Raw genomic sequence first — 18,602 nt, 5'->3', positions numbered from 1 at the left:
GATTGCCTGCCTTATTGACCCCAGCAGTTGGCCAGACCAAACTTGGTGTCCTTGCTGTCGACGCCGCTCATTGCCTTGTCGGTGATCAGCGTGACGCCGGTATCGTGATAGCCCGAAACCTTCTTGCCGGTCTTGGCATATTCGGCACCTGCGTCCACGCCGAGCGAAGCCATCTTCAACGGATACTGCTGCGACGTCGCCGCGATGGCGCCGGCCTTGACGTTGCGCACGCCTTCGCAGCCGCCGTCGATCGAGACGATCATCACGTCCTTATCCTTGCCTGCCGCCTTGAGCGCGCGATACGCGCCGGCTGCGGCCGGTTCGTTGATCGTGTAGACCACATTGATGTCTGGCGACTTCTGCAGGCAGTTTTCCATGGCCGTTTGTCCCTTGGACTGATCGCCGCGCGTGTCCTGGCTGCAGACGATGGACGGATCGCCTTCCTTGATGCCGAAGCCCTGCAGGAAGCCGTTATGACGCAGCACGCCCACCGACACGCCCGGCGCCAGATCGAGCGTGGCGATCTTGGCCGGCTTGCCGCCCATCGCCGACTTCGCGTATTGGCCAATCAGGACGCCGGCCTTGAAGTTGTCCGTGGCGAAGAGGGCGTCGGTTGCGTCTTGCGGTTCGGTCGGCGTATCGAGCGCAATCACCATCAAGCCGGCGTCGCGCGCCTTCTTGATGCTCGGCACGATAGCCTTGGTATCGCTCGGCGTGATCAGAATCGCCTTGGCGCCCGCGGTGATCATGTTTTCGATCGCGGTGACCTGACTGGCGTTATCGCCGTCGAACTTGCCCGCCGCGGTCAGCAGCTTGGCGCCATCCTTCTGCGCAGCGGCTTCTGCACCCTGACGCATCTTCACGAAGAACGGGTTGGTGTCGGTTTTGGTGATCAGGCCGACGATGGGCTGGTCAGCGACCGCCAGCGTGGCGCTTGCGCACCATACGGCAGATGCGGCGACGCACAGGGTGGCGAGACGCCGGGCGACGGGTTGCCTGCAGGTTTTCTGATTCATGGGGACGCTCCTCCGGATAATTGACAACGACGTTTTTGGACTGCGGTCGATTCAATAGCTGATGGGCGCTGCTGCGCCTCTTGTGGCCGCGCTGGCTGCGACGAATGACGCAGTTCGGTTGGCCGTTTTCGATTAAATCACTTTGGTTTATTTAGTACAGCAGGACGACGGAGCAGAGTCAAGGAGGGGAATTGGTGCGGCGCGGTCGAACGAAGCGGTCTGAATCACCCGCTCTGGCTTGACTGGCATAGGTCTGGCCAGATTGATGCGATGCGGAAACGGCGGCGCCGGATTGGGGTAAGTCTGGAGGCCAAATGACGCCACGCGGTGAATTTGATTGTTATTTGGATGTAAGAAAACTCAGGCGGAAGGGGAGGTCTAGCGGAATTGTTTTCTCTTGTTGCGCTGCGGCATGATCGGTCTATAATAGGGTTATTACCTAGGTAGTTAACCTAGATCTCTTAAGCGTAGCCTGAACTGGAGCTTGCCATGAGCCACATCACCACGACTTCTACCCCCGTCGCCAGCAGCTGGTTTGCCCGTATCGCCGCCGTCGCGCGCCATGCCCTGCAACTGCATCTGCAAACGTGCGCCATCATTGCCGAAGCACATCGCCGCCCGAATTAAGCATCGCCGGGTTGGGCATTACAGGTCCAACACCACGGTGGACTCTTCTCCGGTTCCCGTTCTCGCGGGAATCGCTGAGCAGATCAGCGCATGCCCCGGCGCAACGTCCCCTTCTATCGGGGTGGGGTAACTGACCTCGCCGGACAGCACGCGTGTCGAGCATGTCCCGCATACGCCGGATCTGCAGTTGGATTGCGCCGGCACGTCATTCGCTTCAGCGAAGTCGAGTAGCGTTCCCGCTTCCTTCGACCACATCGCATCGCGCCCCGTCCGCATGAATACGACTTTCGACACCTTCGTGGGGTCCGGAGCCGACGCGCGCTGCCCTGCGGCCAGAGCAGTCGCAGCAGCCTCTGCAACCGGAACAACCGCAGCGCTTTGAGTCCGCTTGACGCTCGCGGGCCCGAAAGCCTCGAAACGAATCCTGTCATCCGCGATATTCAGGGCACGCAGACCGCTATACAGGTCTTGCATAAACGCGCCAGGGCCGCACAGGTAAAAATCGTAATCGCCGAACGGCAGCACGCGTTTGAGAAACTCGATATCCACGCGTCCTACGGAGCGCACTCCATCTTCCCGGGTAACCTCGTTGGGCCGGCTGTCGCGCAGATGCACCGAAACCTGTGGATGCGCCGCGGCCACGGCCATCAACTGTTCGGAGAACGGATGATCGTTGGCGTTGCGCGCGCCGTGAACGAAGTAGATGTGTTCGGGCTGCGCGTCCCCAGGTTGGCTGGCGAGCAGGCTGTTAAGCATCGCGATCATCGGGGTAATGCCAATGCCTGCCGACAGCAGCACAACCGGACGCGTGTTAGCCCGCACCAGCGTAAACGCGCCCGACGGGGCCTTGGCCTCGATGATTGCGCCTTCGGTGATGTGCTCGTGCAGCCACGTCGATGCGACACCTTCGCGCTTTACGGTGATCCGGTAGTGGCGGCCGTCGGCGGCGTCGGAGAGCGTGTATGTCCGGATCAGCGGTGAAGCATGTCCCGCCACGTTCAAACGAATAGGCAGGAACTGACCGGGTTCGAAGCGCGGCAATGGAGCGCCGTCCACCGGTTGCAGATAGAACGAACGCGCGGTCGGCGTCTCTTCGCGCACCTCGACCACCTTCATCTGACGCCACGCGCCTGCAGCCGGAGCAACCGCTTCGGGCTGCGTTTTCCAGCTACCCGTCTTCGCAAGCTGAGGCGCGTATTGCACCGCAGACCAGCGAAACGGCAACACGCGCGGCGTGCGCCGCACCTCCCGGACATGAAAGCGCATGAGGCGCTCGGCCGCCTCGTACGACGCCACTTCCGCGCCTTCCCAGATGATCTCGGCATCCACGGCGAGGTACAGCAGATCGCCGCTTTCGAAGTCGATCGCGAGCAAACCCGCGCGCGGATCCTCAAGCAGGTTACCAATCGTATTGAAGAACAGGTTGCCGCTGAAATCCGGCACGGTCAGCGTGTGCGCGTCGTCGACGCGGATAAAGCCGGGCTTGCCCCCGCGATGCGAGACATCGGCGCCACGAGCCAGACCGGCCTCGCTGGAAGCGTTGGCGGTGGCGATAAAAAACGTGTCCGCACGGGACAACAGCGCGCGGTCCGCGTCACTGAGTTCGGCAGACACCTCCGGCGTGGCAGCTTCGCCCTGCGCAGACGAGATAAAACTCGGCGCGCGGCTCTGAATATATTTGGCGCAATTGCCGAAGCTCTGGCTCACACTGAAAGTCAGCGTGTCGTGATCGAGCGCGCTAATCACACCGTTGACACGATTGCGTCGACGCGTAGCCGGCTGAATGCCAAGGCCGCCGATCAGCGAACCGACCTGCCACGATGCTGCCAACGGATCGCCCGGCAGGGCACGTGCGGCGATGCGCACGGTCCGTTCATCAGGAGTCGAAACAAAACCCGCTTCGCCCACGCGGAGCGTGGCCCACGGCTGGCCGCTCGCATCGAGTCCACTCAACACCATGAACGGCTGTTCCGCAAAGAATGTGCGGTGCTGCTCGGGCATGTAGTCGCGGATGCCGCGGCGTGCGTCGACGTTCATGCGTTCCCGCACGCCGACCCGCTCCTGCGCGGCGAGTTCGCCTACATGAAACGGCGATTCCGCGGCGCGCCAGCCGGGCGCGGGAACACGAACTGGGGCAGGGGCGGGAGCAGGGGTAGACATGATGACCTCGATCGACGGTCAGCGTTGGCAGGCGTAGCACGCCCGCATGAGCTATGAGGCTTCGGCGAGCAAACCGGCTTTGCTCACAGGCATTGGCAAGAAGCGCGGCAACGCTTCGACTCGTTTGAGCCACGCACGGATATGCGGGTACGGCTCGAGCGACACGCCGCCTTCAGGCGCGTGCGCGATGTACGAATGCGCCGCGATATCGGCAATCGTCGGCGTTTCGCCGGCTGCGAACCGTTTGTCGCTCAACTCGGCGTCCAGAACTCTGAACAGACCGGCGGCGATCTTCTGCGCGGTCTCCAGGTGGTGCGGTGCGCCGAACAACGTCACCAGGCGTGCGGCACACGGGCCGTAGGCAATCTTGCCCGCAGCCAGCGAAAGCCAGCGCTGCACAGCAGCGGCACCGAGCGGATCCTGGGGCAGCCAGGACGGATCGCCGTATTTGCGCGCGAGGTAAACCAGGATCGCATTCGAGTCGCTCAGAACCACGTCGCCGTCTTCGATCACCGGCACCTCGCCGAACGGATTGAGCGCGAGATGAGCGGGCGTGCGGTTGTCGCCGGCTGCCATATTGAGTTCGACCACCGTGAACGGCAGATCGAGCATCGTCAGGAATAGTTTGACTCGGTGGCCATGGCCGGACAGCAGCGTCGTATGCAGCCTGATGGGTTGAGCGGGCTTGGTAGAGGACATCGGGTGCTCCGTAAAGCAAAGTTAAATTCGGGGTGTTGATGAAGCTTATGCTTCGCGGACTGGCCTGAGAAGATGGATAATCGTGGTTACTCTATCCTCTCAAAGTGGACAATCGAATGGCAAGCGCGAGCGATGTGAATCTCAACCGGCTGGCGGTTCTGGTCGCGGTGATCGAAGCAGGCTCGTTGACGGCTGCCGCCGAGCGGCTGGGCATCGCCAAGACCATGGTCAGCACCCATATGCAGCGGCTCGAAGCGGAAGTGGGGGCGAGCCTGCTGGTGCGCACCACGCGGCGGATCAGCGTCACCGAGGCCGGCAGGGCGTTCTACGAAGCGAGCCGGCAAATCCTCAGCATTGCCGACGAGGCGCTGCAGGCGGCGGGAGATGACGGCGGCGCGCTGCGCGGCACATTGCGGGTGGCCACGCCGGTCGACTACGGTGCGATCGTGGTGGCACCCGTGCTCGTCGCGCTGCGGCAGCAGCATCCCGAGTTGCACATTGAAATGGTATCGAACGACCGGCTGGTGAATCTGCTGGCGGAAGGTATCGACGTGGCGATCCGCGTGGGAAAGCTGGCCGATTCGAGCCACCGCGCGGTGAAGGTCGACAGCTTCGAGCGCTGGCTGGTGGCGAGCCCCGCGTTTGTCGAGGCGTGGGGTACGCCGACCACAGCCGCGGCGCTGGCGCGGTTGCCGTTCGTAGGGAACGCAGTGTTGCCGAAGCCGTTGACGGTCTCGCTCGAGAATTCACGTGGCAAGAAGCAGACGGTCCGATTCACCGCGGGCTTTCTTGCGGACACCGCGCCGGCGTGCCTGGCAGCGACGCTAGCGGGTGGTGGAGTCGGCGCACTGACGAATTTCTCGGTGGGCGAGGATGTCGCGGCAGGACGCCTCGTCCGTCTGCTGCCGGACTGGTCGACGCCCCCCGCCGGCATCCACGCGTTGTTTCCGCCTGCGCGTTATACGCCGCCCAAGGTGCGCGCCTTTGTCGATGCACTTCGCGCCCATATTGGGTCAGAAGCGGCGTGAACTGCGTGAACTAAAACGCAGCCTCCGTATGCCGCTCACCGCCAGTCCGTTGAAACATCGTCCGGGTCGATCAGCGTCAGTCCCGACGACGGCAACGGCAGGGCCGTCTTATACCGCACCTGCTTGAGTGCAAAGCTGGAACGGATGTTCGAGACGCCCGGTATTTTCGTCAGATGTTCGAGGATGAAGCGCTCGAGCGTCTGCATGTCCGGCATCACGACGCGCAGCAGGTAGTCCGCGTCGCCCGTCATCAGATAGCACTCCATCACTTCCGGGCGCTCGGCGATGGCCTGTTCGAAGCGCTGCAGCGCTTCTTCCACCTGCTTCTCCAGACTCACCTGAATGAACACGTTGATGCGCAGCCCGAGCGGCTCCGGATTCAGCAACGTGACCTGTTGCTTGAACAACCCCAGTTTCTCGAGCGCGCGCACCCGGTTAAAGCACGGCGTGGGCGACAGGTTGACCGCGCGCGCCAGCTCGGAATTGGTGATGCGCGCATTCTGCTGCAACTGGCTGAGGATGCCGATATCGATGCGATCCAGCCGCTTCGGCGTTGTTGTCATAGATGATATATTCCGTAAATTGGCGTCTACGAAGAATAAATACACTATCCAGACCCGGAATGACAAGCAAATCAGAGGCCTATTTTGCGGATTGATGGTTACCATGGTGCCAACCCTGTTTAACCGGATACCTCCTCCTGGAGTGGCGTCATGACGGATTTGTCGAGCGGTGCATTGCAGTTGGGTTCTCCTGGACGCGCTCAGGACGACAGCGACCCCGAGGAAACAGCCGAGTGGCTGGAAGCGTTCGATGCCGTCGTACAACACGTCGGGCGCGACCGCGCGCACTTTCTGTTCGAGCGGCTCGCGGCGCATGCGCTCGCGCAGGGCGTTGAATCTTCCCGGGCGCGGGTGACGCCCTACGTCAATACGATTGCCTTCGATCAGCAGCCCCGTTATCCGGGCGATCTCGAACTCGAGGAGCGGCTCGCCGCCGCGTTGCGCTGGAATGCGCTCGCCATGGTGGTGCGGGCCAACAAGGCGTACGGCGAACTCGGCGGCCACATTGCGAGCTATGCATCGGCGGCGGATCTGTTCGAAGTGGGCTTCAATCACTTCTTTCGCGCCGCAGCGCCCGACGCAGGCGAGGGCAGCGGCGGCGATCTCGTGTATTTCCAGCCGCACTCGTCGCCGGGTGTGTATGCGCGGGCATATCTGGAAGGATTCCTGAACGAAGAAAATCTGCAGCACTACCGGCGCGAAATCGCCGGGCCTGGCCTGTGTTCTTATCCGCATCCGTGGCTGATGCCGGACTTCTGGCAGTTTCCGACTGGCTCGATGGGCATTGGGCCGATCAATTCGATCTACCAGGCGCGCTTCATGCGCTATCTGCAGAATCGCGGCCTCGCGCAGACCGAAGGCCGCAAGGTGTGGGGTTTCTTCGGCGACGGCGAGATGGACGAGCCGGAATCGATCGGCGCGTTGTCGCTGGCGGCGCGCGAAGGGCTCGACAACCTGATCTTCGTGATCAACTGCAACCTGCAGCGGCTCGACGGTCCGGTGCGCAGCAACGGCCGCATCATCGACGAACTCGAAGCGCACTTCAGCGGCGCCGGCTGGAACGTGATCAAGGTGGTGTGGGGTTCGGACTGGGACGCGTTGTTTGCGCGCGATCGTACCGGCGCTCTCGCGCGTGCCTTCGCTCACACCGTGGACGGCCAGTTCCAGACATTTTCGGCGAATGACGGTGTGTATAACCGAGAACGTTTCTTCGGCCAGAATCCCGAACTCGCGGCGCTCGCTGCGCAACTGAGCGATCAGGAAATCGACCGCTTGCGCCGCGGCGGTCACGACGTGCGCAAACTGCACGCAGCCTACGCGAAGGCTTTGGCCCACCGCGGCCAGCCTACGGTGATCCTTGCGAAGACGATGAAGGGCTTCGGCATGGGCACGTCCGGGCAGGGCAGGATGACGACCCACCAGCAAAAGAAGCTCGATTTCGACGACCTGAAGGCATTCCGCGACCGCTTCCGCTTGCCGATTCCGGACGAAGACGTCGAGCAGGTCAAGTTTTACAAACCAGCGGAAGACAGCCCGGAAATGCAATACCTGCATGCACGCCGGACTGCCCTGGGGGGCTATCTGCCCAGAAGGCGGAGAGTGGCATCGAAGGGGCTGACCGTCCCTTCGATCCAGACCTGGGGGCAATTCGCGCTGGATGCGAACGGGCGCGAGATGTCCACGACGATGGCGCTTGTACGGATGCTGACCGCGCTGTTGAAGGATGGCGAGATCGGTCAGCGGGTGGTGCCGATCGTGGCCGACGAAGCGCGCACGTTTGGGATGGCGAACATGTTTCGCCAGGTTGGAATCTATTCGCCGCTCGGGCAGTTGTATGAGCCGGAGGATCTCGGTTCCATGCTGTATTACCGTGAGGACACCAAAGGACAGATTCTCGAGGAGGGGATTTCGGAAGCGGGCGCGGTGTCGTCATGGATTGCGGCGGCCACGTCGTACAGCGTGCATGACCTGCCGATGCTGCCCTTCTACATCTACTACTCGATGTTCGGCTTTCAGCGGATTGGCGACATTATCTGGGCAGCGGCGGATCAGCGCGCACGCGGGTTTCTGATCGGCGCCACCTCGGGCAAAACGACGCTCGGTGGTGAGGGCTTGCAGCATCAGGACGGCACCAGCCACCTCGCGGCATCGACGATTCCGAATTGCCGTGCCTACGATCCTGCGTTCGCGTATGAGGTAGCGGCGATCGTCGATGAGGGCATGCGCGAGATGGTCGAGCAGCAGCGCGACGTGTTCTATTACGTCACGGTGATGAACGAGAACTACGCACAGCCTTCGGTGCCCGCGGGCGATTTGCAGGCGGTACGTGACGGAATTCTGAAGGGAATTTACTCGCTGCCTACCGGGTCGACCGCAGTAGCGCGTGTGCAGTTGCTCGGTGCGGGGGCGATTCTCGGCGAAGTGATCGCCGCGCAGACGATGCTCAAGGACGATTGGGGCATCGACGCCGCCGTGTGGAGCGTGACCAGTTTCACCGAGTTACAGCGCGACGGCATGGCGGCCGAGCGGTCTTCCAGACTGGGCGGCGTGGAGATTCAGCCTTATGTGAGCTCGGCGCTTGGCGCCTCGCAAGGACCTGTAATTGCCGCGACGGACTATGTGCGTGCAGTGCCGGAACTGATTCGGGCGTATGTGCCGCGCCGGTATGTGACGCTTGGGACCGACGGGTTCGGCCGCAGCGATACTCGCGCCGCGCTGCGGGAGTTCTTCGAAGTGGATCGGGCTTCGATCGCGATTGCTGCGTTGAAGGCGCTGGCCGATGAGGGAGAAGTGGAGGCGCGGGTGGTTCGGGACGCGGTGGAGCGATATGGCAAAAGCGGCTGGCCTGGTGGCGCGGCCTGGGTACGGTGAGGGCACGGTACGCCCGAATCACCGTTACGTCAGCGTGCCCGTGCTGTCGTGCTGTCACTAAGCCGTGACGGCACGCGACTCGATCAACGACTTTACCAGGTCCGCATCGTGTGGCGTTGCCGGGTTGTAGACCACCATATGAAGATCCGGTCGACCGTCGACGGCAAACGCTGAGTATTCGAACGCGATCATACCGGCGATCGGATGCCGCAAATGCTTGACCCCCTCGCCGTGTGCGCGCACGTCATGGTCGCGCCACATCGCGGCGAATTCTGGGCTGACCTGGCAAAGTTCCTCCACTAGCGCGGCGACCTGACTGGTGGCTCCGGCGCGCGCGGCATCCACCCGGAATGCGCCTACGACGAAACGCGCGGTGGTTTCCCAATCGGTTTGCGCGGCGCGCACGCGTGGGTCGCAGAAAACACTGCGCAGGATATTGCGCTGCTCCGGCGGCAGCGCGCCGTAGTCGACGAGCGTGGCAGCGGCGGCGCGGTTCCATGCGACGACGTCCCATGTGGCAGTGCGGATCAGGGCGGGGCTCGGTTCCAGCGCATCGAGCACGTGCTGCAAGCGCGGCGTCACCCCACCGCTTGTCTGATAGCGGACCTCCGGCGGGCGGCCCAGGCCGAGTAGAAACAGATGCTCGCGCTCGACATCGGTCAGCAGCAGCGCCCGCGCGATGCGTTCCAGCACTTCAGCGGAGGGCGCTCCGCCCCGCCCCTGTTCGAGCCAGGTGTACCAGGTCGCACTGACGTTGGCGCGCTGCGCGACTTCTTCGCGCCGCAACCCCGGTGTGCGCCGGCGGGTCAACGCAATGCCGAAGGTGGCGGGATCCAGTTTCGTACGGCGATCCCTCAAATAGGTGCCCAGCGGATTTTCGTTCGCGGCCGGCATGCTTACCCTCACGCTGTTAGTCGATATACCTGTATAACGTCACTACTTTACCCTGATAGGGTACGCGCCAAGAATCTCTCCTGTCCACTTTGGCTCAGGAGAGTTTCCATGAAAGTTTTTGTGACCGGGGCAACGGGTTTTGTCGGCTCTGCGGTCGTCAAGGAATTGATCGAGGCGGGGCACGAGGTGCTCGGTCTCGCGCGCTCGGACGCCGGAGCCGCGGCGCTTGTCGCGGCAGGCGCCGAAGTACAGCGCGGCTCGCTCGAAGAGCCGGACAGCCTGCAGCGCGGCGCACTCGCTGCGGACAGCGTGATTCACACCGCCTTCAATCATGACTTCACGAAGTTTGCCGAGAACTGCGAGACGGAACGGCGTGCGCTCGAGGCGCTCGGCGACGCGCTCGAAGGCTCCGACCGGCAACTGATCGTCACCTCCGGGGTCGCGCTGCTGGCACCGGGGCGCCTCGGGACCGAAGAAGACGTCCGGCCTTTCGATCCCGCCTTCCCGCGTGCGCCGGAGCAGGTGGCGGCCTCGCTGTTCGCGCGCGGCATCAATGTCTGCACCGTGCGGCTTGCGCCCTCGGTGCATGGCGTCGGCGACCACGGCTTTATTCCGAGAGTGATCGCTATCGCGCGTGAGAAAGGAGTGTCGGCCTACGTGGGCGAAGGACTCAACCGCTGGCCTGGCGTTCATCGTCGCGATGCGGCCCGTCTTTACCGGCTTGCGGTTGAGAAAGGCGAGGCCGGCGCGCGATACCACGCGGTTGCCGATCAGGGCGTGCCGTTCAGGGAGATCGCGAGCGTGATCGGCCGTCGTCTGAACCTGCCGGTCGTCAGCAAGCGTCCAGAGGCAATGAACGAGCATTTCGGCTGGTTTGGGATGTTCGCGGCAATGGATGCGCCGACCTCGAGCCATCGCACTCAGGCAACGCTGGACTGGCACGCAGTCGGGCCGGACCTTCTGGGCGACATCGACCAGCCCGGCTATTTCGAGCATTCGTGACACCGGATGACGGCGGTCTGTTAGCCTGACGGTAAGCGATCGCCCCCAGCGCATCCGCCTGCCGCGGGCAACGCCGGTTGTTCGCGGCCCCAGTCCGATCCGGAATAGGGCAAAATAAAACCCATCCGGACGGCCAACATCCCACACGTGAACAACTTACCAAGCTCGATTGACTCGCGGGAGTCCCTCGCGCGCGACATAGGCGCAGTCGCGCGCATTGGGGCCGTACCGTCCATGCTTCAAATGATTTGCGACGAAACCGGCATGGGTTTCGCGGCCGTTGCACGCGTCACCGACGCGACCTGGACAGCCTGTGCGGTGCGCGATACCGTCGACTTCGGCCTGCAACCTGGCGGGCAGCTGGACTTGCACACTACGCTGTGCTTCGAATCGCGCGCCGCGAGAACCGCCATCGTGATCGACCAGTTCAGTCAGGACGCGACCTATTGCGGGCATCACACGCCTGCAATCTACGGTCTGGAAAGCTACATCTCGGTGCCGATCATCCTGCCGAGTGGCGAATACTTCGGCAACCTGTGCGCGATCGATGCGCGCCCGGCGAAGGTTTCGGAACCGCGCATCGTTCGCATGTTCGAGGTGTTTGCGACGCTGATCGGGATGCAACTGGACAGCGAAAAGCGCCAATGGTCGACGGAGGCGCTGCTGTCGAACGAACGCGAGACGGCGACCCTGCGCGAGCAGTTTATTGCGGTGCTGGGGCATGACTTGCGCAATCCGCTTGCTGCAGTGGGAGCGACCGCGGAGCTTTTGAGCCGCCGCGTCCAGGACCCCGAGATTGCAAATATCGGCAAGCGTCTGAAAACCACCGCGTCGCGCATGGCGCGGCTGATCGACGATGTGATGGACTTCGCACGCGGTCGTCTGGGCTCGGGAATCACGGTTTCTCTTCAGCCGGTAGATGACCTGGGGCAGCATCTGCGTGCCGTCGTCGACGAACTGTGCGAAGCGAACCCGTCGCGCGAAGTGTTGTGTCATCTGGCCATTGCCGCTCCCGTTCGTTGCGATCTGGCGCGTATGCAGCAGTTGCTGTCCAATCTTCTGGGCAATGCCATCAGCCACGGCGCGCCGGATGCGCCCATCGTGATAGAAGGATCGATCGATGCCGGTGAGCTGGTGCTTTCCGTCGCCAACGGCGGCGACCTGATCGCGCCGGAAACGCTGTCGCGTGTCTTCGAGCCGTACTGGCGTCCAGCGTCCAGTGCGCCCGGAGGCGGCCTTGGCCTCGGCCTTTACATCTGCAAGCAGATCGTGAGTGCCCACGCGGGAGCCCTGGAAGTGCAGTCTACCGTGGAGTTTGGAACCCGGTTTTCCGTCCGTATTCCTGTCGGCTCGTAGACCACGGGAGTTTCCGAATTCGCCGCCAGGTGCGTCGATGCCAATCGCGACACGACCGGCCTGACCTGTGAGTCGACGGAAATGGTCGACTTCTGGCATGCTGCTTCCGATGCCTGCCTGATACGAACCGCAGCTCCCGGCGGCAAACCCCAACACGCTAACTTGTTCATTGACGAGTGACGGACTCAGTAAAGTCACCGCACTCATGGAGAGAATCGATATGACGACGCAAACCGAAACCGCCCTCCTGGCTGGCGGGTGCTTCTGGGGCATGCAGGACCTGCTGCGCCGCTACCCCGGCGTACTGTCCACGCGTGTGGGCTACACGGGCGGCGACGTACCCAACGCCACCTACCGCAACCACGGCACGCACGCCGAGGCCATCGAGATCGTGTTCGATCCGGGCAAGATCAGCTATCGCCAGATCCTCGAATTCTTCTTTCAGATCCACGATCCGACCACGAAAAACCGCCAGGGCAACGACATTGGGCTGAGCTACCGCTCAGCCATCTTCTATCTCAGCGAAGAGCAGAAGCAGGTGGCGTTGAAGACGGTGGCAGATGTCGATGCATCGGATCTGTGGCCCGGCAAGGTCGTCACCGAGATCGCGCCTGCGGGTCCGTTCTGGGAGGCAGAGCCGGAACATCAGGATTACCTGGAGCGGATTCCCAACGGATATACCTGCCACTTCGTGCGGCAAGGCTGGAAGCTGCCCGCTGCTTGAGCGGAGGCGCCTGACTGTGCCGCTGAGCCGCCGGGCCGCGGCATTTCACACGCGATGCGGGCCGGAGATTTTCAGGCGGGCAATGCGCCGGTACAAGGTCGCTCGCGAGATGCCGAGCGCGACCGCGGCTGCATTGGGCCGCCATTGGTGACGCGTGAGCGCTTCGATGATCCGGGCGCGTTCGTCGTGTTCATCGCATCCGCTGGCTTCCTGCGCACGCCGGCCATCGCCGTCAGGCGCGAGCAGCGCCGCGATATCCGGCGGCACATGCCGCATCTCCACACGCGTCGACTCGCACATCGCGCACGCGTAGCGCAGCACGTTGCGTAACTGGCGGATGTTGCCAGGCCACGCATACGTGCACAGATGCGCTGCGAGCTGCGCATCGAGCGTCAGCACATGGCCGGCCGTGCGTGCTTCCTCGTCGAAAACCGCATCGATCACATCGCGGATGTCCGCGCGTTCGCGTAACGGCGGCATGCTTAGCGTCGCGCCGGTCAGCCGGTAGTACAGGTCCTCGCGGAAGAGCCCGTCCATCACCATCTGCGCGAGATCGCGATGGGTGGCGCAGATCACGTCGATATCCACCTGTTGCGGTGCATCGCCGCCGAGCGGTATCACTTCGCCTTCGGCGAGCACGCGCAACAGACGCGTTTGCAGATTCAGCGGCATGTCGCCGATCTCATCGAGAAACAGTGTGCCCGTGTGGGCCTGCGCGATCTTGCCGGTTGCGCCACGGCTGCGAGCGCCGGTAAAGGCGCCAGGCGCATAGCCGAACAGCTCGCTTTCGATCAGCGCTTCGGGAATCGCGCTGCAATTGACCGCAACAAAGGGGCGGGTGCGACGCTCGCTAGCGTCGTGCACGGCACGCGCGAATACTTCCTTGCCGACGCCGGTCTCACCAAGCACGAGAAGCGGTAGCCGTTTGCCGGCAACGCGCAACGCTACCTGCGCGTTCTGTGCGATACGGCGATCCGCGCTATGCAGGAAGCGAGCGAGGGAACCGAGGTTGCTGTCCGCCTGCGCTTCGCGCGCCGTGCTTGCCGCCGTGAGATTGCCGCCGTTGCCGCTGCTGTTGCTGCTGTTGCTGCTGTGGCGTGCGGAGCGCCTAAGCGGTGCGCGGATTCGTGCATACAGCATCATGCCGGTGGCTCGCACCCGTAGTCCGACAATCGCATCGCTGCGCGCGGCGTCATGCAGATGCTCGGCTGACACATCGACGACTTCGTCGATGTGACGCGGTTCCTTGAGTCCTGGGACGCATTCGTGCGCTTTGCGATTCGCGGCGACCACGTTGCCGCCTTCGTCGAGTGCGATCAGCACTTCGGGTTGCGCTTCGACGAAGTTGCGGCTCGCGTGGCCGAAGAGAACCCAGTGCTGTGCCGTCTGATTGAGAAAATAGCCATCTTCGATGAGCACCGCACTTTGCCGCACCAGTTGCAGCACGAGGCGCTGGCTATCGCGATTATCCGGCGACTGCACCGCCGACGCGTCGAGCACACCGATCATCTCCCCGTTCGGTGCAAAGATCGGGGCCGCGCTGCAGGTCAGCGTGGTGAAGGCTGCGCGGAAGTGATCGGTCTTGTGGACGGTGATCGGCGCCAGATCGGTCAGGACGTTTGCCACACCGCAGGTGCCTTCTTCGCGCTCCGACCAGCATGAACCGATGAACAGCCCCGCGCGTTTGAAGTCGTTGCGGCGGTCGCGGTCGATCCGGTAGTCGATCGTGACGCCATGTGCATCGGTCAGCATCACGCAATAGTCGGCCACGCGAATCATCTCGTGCAGGCGCGCCAGACACTGGCCCGATGCGCGCAGAAAGGCCTCCTCCTTGCTTCGCACTTCGCGCAGTTCATTGGAGGTGAGGACCCGCGGCCCGATCACGGAGCTCGGATCGAGCCGGTATTCCTCGAACGAGCGCTGCCATGACGACACGAGACGCGGCGAACCAGCGGGCGCAGGCAGCCGTCCCTCGATGGCGCCGCGCACCCGGTCGACGTGCTGGGTTTGAGAGACATAGGGCATGGCCGGCTCCCGTCGAGTCACGCGGTGAGTGCAGGCTGTTTTTGTAGCACATCTGACGTGCGCAATCACACTGCAATGCAGCATACGAGACGGCTGAGACGATTGTCTCAAGCGGGTCGTGAGACTGCGGGGTTGTCGCGTTGAGGCTTATGCGGCGGGGCTTGCCGTGATCTTTGCGTGGCCCGGTGAGACGCCTGCGAGCGTACGAGTCGAGGGCTTGAGACGTCTCAATGGCTATCTGATGCTGTTCGTTCCGCATGACCAGCGAGTGCGCCGTACGCGGAAACCCCTTTAAACAAGCGGTTTTCGTTGTCATGCGGTGCCGCTTGGGTTTTTTGGCACATCCTTTGCAGTGTCTCTGTCACGCATGAAAGCGCAGCAGTCGGCAGCGCTTCACAGAAAAAGACCGGAGACAAGACAGTGCCATCGCCCATCACCGTCGGCGTGATCGCGAACCCCGCATCGGGACGCGATATTCGCCGGCTCACCAGCCACGCGTCGGTGTTCCCGACATCGGAAAAGGCCAACATGGTCGTGCGGCTGCTCGCGGGACTCGGCGTGGTCGGTGTCGAGCGCGTGTTGACCTTGCGTGATCGCACCGGCGTCGCGGCGCTCCTGCTGCGCGCAATCGATACCCATACGGCGCTCGCCGGCCCACAGCCCTGGCCTCAAGTCGAATTCCTCGAACAACCGATTGCGGACAGCGTGGCGGACACCCATGCCGGCGTCGCTGCGATGGTGCGCGCAGAAGTTGGGCTGATCGCGGTGCTGGGCGGCGACGGCACGCATCGCGCGGTGGCCGCGCATTGCGCGCAAGTGCCCTTGCTGACGCTCTCCACCGGCACCAACAACGCCTTCCCTGAGATGCGCGAGGCAACCGTCGCCGGCCTCGCGGGCGCGCTCGTCGCGTCCGGCGCGGTGCCGGCCGAGGTCGCGTTGAGGCGCAACAAACGCCTCGTGGTCCGCTGCGTGGCAGGGCCAAATCGCGGCCGCGAAGAGACTGCGCTGGTCGACGTGTGTGTCAGCCGTCAACGCTTCGTTGGCGCGCGGGCCGTATCGGAACCAGCAGATATCGAAACGCTGTTTTTGACGTTTGCGGCTCCCGACGGCATCGGACTGTCGTCGATTGGCGGCGCATGGGCTCCGGTGGAACGCAGCGCGCCACACGGCTTGCATCTGTGTTTTGGGCGCAACGGCGAACCGGGTGTGCCGCTCGTCGCGCCGATCGCGCCTGGCCGCGTCGAGCAGGTGACGTTGCGCACCTGCGAACGCTTTGAGGCCGGCGTGTGGACGCCGCTGAATACCGGGCACGGCACGCTCGCCTTCGACGGTGAGCGCGAGATCGAGCTCGAGCGCGACGACTGCTATGAGATTTCGCTCGATTGGGACGGCCCGCTCACGGTGGATGTCGACCGCACCTTGCGCTATTGCGCTTCGCATCAGCTCATGCGCGAGGCGGCTTATAGGGCTGGCGCTGTCATGCAGACGGCGGCCGGCGCAGGCGCTTAGCAGAGCGTATTTGAGTCAGCGTCAGCCGTGGCTCCAAACTGCCGTGCGCGACGCTTGTTTAGGTAGCAGTGCATTTGATTCATTCCAAGGAGACAAGCCATGTCGGTTTCGAGTCAGTTGAGCAAGGAAAAGCTACTGGAGGCGTACCGGTTGATGCGCACAATCCGCGAATTCGAAGAGCGGCTGCACGTCGAATTCGCCACCGGCGAGATTCCCGGCTTTGTGCACCTGTATGCCGGCGAGGAAGCGTCGGCGGTGGGCACGATGATGCATCTGGATATTGCGGACTATGTGGCCACCACGCACCGCGGTCACGGCCATTGCATCGCCAAGGGCGTCGACGTGCGCGGCATGATGGCCGAAATTTATGGTCGTCAGACAGGGGTGTGCCATGGCAAGGGCGGCTCGATGCATATCGCGGATCTGTCGAAGGGAATGCTCGGCGCGAATGGCATCGTCGGAGCGGGCGGCCCGCTGATCTGCGGCGCGGCGCTCGCCGCCAAGTACAAGAAAACCGGCGGCGTCGGCGTGTGCTTCTTCGGCGACGGTGCGTCGAATCAGGGGGTGATCTTCGAATCGATGAATCTCGCTTCGGTGTGGCGCTTGCCGGCCATCTTCGTGGCGGAAAACAACGGCTATGCCGAGGCGACCTCGTCGACGTGGTCGGTGGCTACCGACAACATTGCCGACCGGGCGAGCGGCTTCGGCATGCCGGGCGTGATCGTCGACGGTTTCGATTTCTTCGCGGTGCATGAGGCGCTGGGCGAAGCCATCGAGCGTGCCCGCAATGGCGGCGGCCCGACGCTCGTCGAAGTGAAGTTCTCGCGCTATTTCGGCCATTTCGAAGGCGATGCGCAAACCTATCGTGCGCCGGGTGAGGTGCAGAAGCTGCGTGACGAGAAGGATTGCCTGAAGCGCTTCGAAGAGCGTGTTGTACGCGCGGAAATGCTTACTTCCAATGAGTTGCGTGGTGTCGATGCCAAGGTCAGGCAACTGATCGACGATGCGGTGAAAGAGGCCAAGGCGGCGCCTTTGCCGACCGCCGAGGATCTATTGACTGATGTCTACGTGTCTTATCCGTAAACGCAAAGCATATCTAACCATTGGCATTGGAGGCGGAAATGGCACGGAAGATCACATTTTCTCAGGCGATCAACGAAGCGCTGAGTCAGGAGATGGCGCGCGACGAAAGCGTCATCGTGATGGGTGAGGACAACGCGGGCGGCGCAGGTTCGCCCGGCGAGCAGGACGCATGGGGCGGCGTGCTCGGTGTAACGAAGGGGCTCTTTCACAAATATCCGGGGCGCGTGCTCGATACGCCACTTTCGGAAGGCGGTTATATCGGCGCGGCAGTGGGCGCGGCCGCTTGCGGAATGCGTCCGGTCGCGGAGTTGATGTTTATCGACTTCATGGGCGTGTGCTTCGATCAGATCTTCAATCAGGCCGCCAAGTTTCGCTATATGTTCGGCGGAAAAGCGGTGACGCCGGTAGTGATCCGCGCGATGCAGGGCGCCGGCTTGCGGGCAGCGGCCCAGCATTCGCAGATGTTGACCTCGCTATTCACTCACATTCCCGGGCTGAAAGTGGTGTGTCCGTCCACACCGTATGACGCAAAGGGCCTGCTGATCCAGGCGATCCGCGACAACGACCCGGTGATTTTTTGTGAGCACAAGCTGCTCTACAGCCGTGAAGGCGATGTGCCCGAAGAGTCGTATGCGATTCCGTTCGGCGAAGCGAACGTGGTGCGCGAAGGCGACGACGTCACCATCGTGACCTATGGACGCATGGTGCACTTCGCGACCGAGGCCGCAGAGAAACTCGCCAAGGAAGGCATCCAGGTGGAAGTCATCGATTTGCGCACCACCTCGCCGCTCGACGAAGAAACGATCCTCGAGAGCGCCGAACGTACTGGACGCGTGGTGGTGGTCGACGAAGCCAATCCGCGCTGCTCGATGGCAACGGATATCGCCGCGCTGGTCGCGCAACGCGCGTTTCACTCGCTGAAGGCGCCGATCGAACTCGTCACGGCGCCGCACACGCCGGCGCCTTTTGCCGGAGTGCTCGAAGACATGTACATCCCGTCGGCCGAAAAAATCGCCGCTGCGGTGCGGAAAGTGAGGAGCTAGCA

15 protein-coding genes are annotated in these 18,602 nt (G+C 62.9%); 9 read left to right on the top strand and 6 right to left on the bottom strand.

Annotated elements, in window-relative coordinates:
* Positions 1–11: 11 nt before the first annotated feature.
* On the bottom strand, positions 12–1,016 hold the full coding sequence (locus P3T20_RS01825; protein WP_074268946.1) for a sugar ABC transporter substrate-binding protein: 1,005 nt from the start codon (positions 1,014–1,016) through the stop codon (positions 12–14).
* Between the two features lie 489 nt (positions 1,017–1,505).
* Here P3T20_RS01825 and P3T20_RS01820 point away from each other — a divergent pair, with 489 nt between their 5' ends.
* Positions 1,506–1,643: a hypothetical protein gene (locus P3T20_RS01820; RefSeq protein ID WP_429285873.1), complete on the top strand. Its 138-nt coding sequence runs from the start codon at positions 1,506–1,508 to the stop codon at positions 1,641–1,643.
* Between the two features lie 18 nt (positions 1,644–1,661).
* On the opposite strand, the gene P3T20_RS01815 is transcribed toward P3T20_RS01820, so the two are convergent.
* On the bottom strand, positions 1,662–3,803 hold the full coding sequence (locus tag P3T20_RS01815; RefSeq protein ID WP_429285872.1) for a pyridoxamine 5'-phosphate oxidase family protein: 2,142 nt from the start codon (positions 3,801–3,803) through the stop codon (positions 1,662–1,664).
* A gap of 51 nt (positions 3,804–3,854) precedes the next feature.
* Positions 3,855–4,502 carry a glutathione S-transferase family protein gene (locus tag P3T20_RS01810; RefSeq protein WP_429285871.1) on the bottom strand — a complete coding sequence of 216 codons (648 nt, stop codon included), beginning with the start codon at positions 4,500–4,502 and terminating at the stop codon, positions 3,855–3,857.
* A gap of 116 nt (positions 4,503–4,618) precedes the next feature.
* Between P3T20_RS01810 and P3T20_RS01805 the strand changes: the two genes are divergently transcribed.
* The gene (locus P3T20_RS01805; RefSeq protein ID WP_429285870.1) at positions 4,619–5,530 is read left to right on the top strand and encodes a LysR family transcriptional regulator; all 912 of its coding nucleotides are present in this window, start codon (positions 4,619–4,621) and stop codon (positions 5,528–5,530) included.
* A 35-nt stretch (positions 5,531–5,565) separates the two neighbouring features.
* On the opposite strand, the gene P3T20_RS01800 is transcribed toward P3T20_RS01805, so the two are convergent.
* On the bottom strand, positions 5,566–6,093 hold the full coding sequence (locus P3T20_RS01800; protein ID WP_074268942.1) for an Lrp/AsnC family transcriptional regulator: 528 nt from the start codon (positions 6,091–6,093) through the stop codon (positions 5,566–5,568).
* Between the two features lie 150 nt (positions 6,094–6,243).
* On the opposite strand from P3T20_RS01800, the gene mdeB reads away from it, so the two are divergent.
* On the top strand, positions 6,244–8,964 hold the full coding sequence (mdeB, locus tag P3T20_RS01795) for an alpha-ketoglutarate dehydrogenase (RefSeq protein ID WP_429285869.1): 2,721 nt from the start codon (positions 6,244–6,246) through the stop codon (positions 8,962–8,964).
* Between the two features lie 57 nt (positions 8,965–9,021).
* Here mdeB and P3T20_RS01790 read toward each other — a convergent pair whose 3' ends face one another.
* Positions 9,022–9,858 (bottom strand): helix-turn-helix transcriptional regulator, encoded by an 837-nt coding sequence (locus tag P3T20_RS01790; protein ID WP_429285868.1) that lies wholly within the window; start codon positions 9,856–9,858, stop codon positions 9,022–9,024.
* Positions 9,859–9,966: 108 nt separating this feature from the next.
* Here P3T20_RS01790 and P3T20_RS01785 point away from each other — a divergent pair, with 108 nt between their 5' ends.
* From P3T20_RS01785 to msrA, 3 genes are all read left to right on the top strand, one after another.
* Entirely contained in the window at positions 9,967–10,860 is an 894-nt protein-coding gene (locus P3T20_RS01785) for an SDR family oxidoreductase (protein ID WP_429285867.1), read from the top strand.
* A gap of 234 nt (positions 10,861–11,094) precedes the next feature.
* Entirely contained in the window at positions 11,095–12,216 is a 1,122-nt protein-coding gene (locus P3T20_RS01780; RefSeq protein WP_429285866.1) for a sensor histidine kinase, read from the top strand.
* Between the two features lie 220 nt (positions 12,217–12,436).
* Entirely contained in the window at positions 12,437–12,940 is a 504-nt protein-coding gene (msrA, locus tag P3T20_RS01775; protein ID WP_429285865.1) for a peptide-methionine (S)-S-oxide reductase MsrA, read from the top strand.
* 45 nt (positions 12,941–12,985) lie between these two features.
* On the opposite strand, the gene P3T20_RS01770 is transcribed toward msrA, so the two are convergent.
* Positions 12,986–14,965: a sigma-54-dependent Fis family transcriptional regulator gene (locus P3T20_RS01770; protein WP_429285864.1), complete on the bottom strand. Its 1,980-nt coding sequence runs from the start codon at positions 14,963–14,965 to the stop codon at positions 12,986–12,988.
* Between the two features lie 420 nt (positions 14,966–15,385).
* Here P3T20_RS01770 and P3T20_RS01765 point away from each other — a divergent pair, with 420 nt between their 5' ends.
* From P3T20_RS01765 to P3T20_RS01755, 3 genes are all read left to right on the top strand, one after another.
* Positions 15,386–16,474: an ATP-NAD kinase family protein gene (locus P3T20_RS01765; RefSeq protein WP_429285863.1), complete on the top strand. Its 1,089-nt coding sequence runs from the start codon at positions 15,386–15,388 to the stop codon at positions 16,472–16,474.
* 99 nt (positions 16,475–16,573) lie between these two features.
* Positions 16,574–17,557, top strand: a complete 984-nt coding sequence (locus P3T20_RS01760; protein ID WP_074268935.1) for a thiamine pyrophosphate-dependent dehydrogenase E1 component subunit alpha — start codon at positions 16,574–16,576, stop codon at positions 17,555–17,557.
* Between the two features lie 38 nt (positions 17,558–17,595).
* Positions 17,596–18,600 carry an alpha-ketoacid dehydrogenase subunit beta gene (locus P3T20_RS01755; protein WP_074268934.1) on the top strand — a complete coding sequence of 335 codons (1,005 nt, stop codon included), beginning with the start codon at positions 17,596–17,598 and terminating at the stop codon, positions 18,598–18,600.
* Positions 18,601–18,602: the final 2 nt, after the last annotated feature.

The organism is Paraburkholderia sp. GAS206C, from assembly GCF_050435645.1.
Lineage (GTDB): Bacteria > Pseudomonadota > Gammaproteobacteria > Burkholderiales > Burkholderiaceae > Paraburkholderia > Paraburkholderia phenazinium_B.
The sequence above is the reverse complement of the archived record's forward strand: the minus strand, read 5'-3'. Positions and strand labels throughout refer to the sequence as shown.

Coding starts and splice junctions, on each gene's coding strand:
- P3T20_RS01780 (WP_429285866.1), top strand. CDS start 11,095: ATGCTTCAAATGATTTGCGACGAAACCGGCATGGGTTTCGCGGCCGTT.
- P3T20_RS01825 (WP_074268946.1), bottom strand. CDS start 1,016: ATGAATCAGAAAACCTGCAGGCAACCCGTCGCCCGGCGTCTCGCCACC.
- P3T20_RS01770 (WP_429285864.1), bottom strand. CDS start 14,965: ATGCCCTATGTCTCTCAAACCCAGCACGTCGACCGGGTGCGCGGCGCC.
- P3T20_RS01760 (WP_074268935.1), top strand. CDS start 16,574: ATGTCGGTTTCGAGTCAGTTGAGCAAGGAAAAGCTACTGGAGGCGTAC.
- msrA (WP_429285865.1), top strand. CDS start 12,437: ATGACGACGCAAACCGAAACCGCCCTCCTGGCTGGCGGGTGCTTCTGG.
- P3T20_RS01785 (WP_429285867.1), top strand. CDS start 9,967: ATGAAAGTTTTTGTGACCGGGGCAACGGGTTTTGTCGGCTCTGCGGTC.
- P3T20_RS01790 (WP_429285868.1), bottom strand. CDS start 9,858: ATGCCGGCCGCGAACGAAAATCCGCTGGGCACCTATTTGAGGGATCGC.
- P3T20_RS01755 (WP_074268934.1), top strand. CDS start 17,596: ATGGCACGGAAGATCACATTTTCTCAGGCGATCAACGAAGCGCTGAGT.
- mdeB (WP_429285869.1), top strand. CDS start 6,244: ATGACGGATTTGTCGAGCGGTGCATTGCAGTTGGGTTCTCCTGGACGC.
- P3T20_RS01815 (WP_429285872.1), bottom strand. CDS start 3,803: ATGTCTACCCCTGCTCCCGCCCCTGCCCCAGTTCGTGTTCCCGCGCCC.
- P3T20_RS01800 (WP_074268942.1), bottom strand. CDS start 6,093: ATGACAACAACGCCGAAGCGGCTGGATCGCATCGATATCGGCATCCTC.
- P3T20_RS01805 (WP_429285870.1), top strand. CDS start 4,619: ATGGCAAGCGCGAGCGATGTGAATCTCAACCGGCTGGCGGTTCTGGTC.
- P3T20_RS01810 (WP_429285871.1), bottom strand. CDS start 4,502: ATGTCCTCTACCAAGCCCGCTCAACCCATCAGGCTGCATACGACGCTG.
- P3T20_RS01820 (WP_429285873.1), top strand. CDS start 1,506: ATGAGCCACATCACCACGACTTCTACCCCCGTCGCCAGCAGCTGGTTT.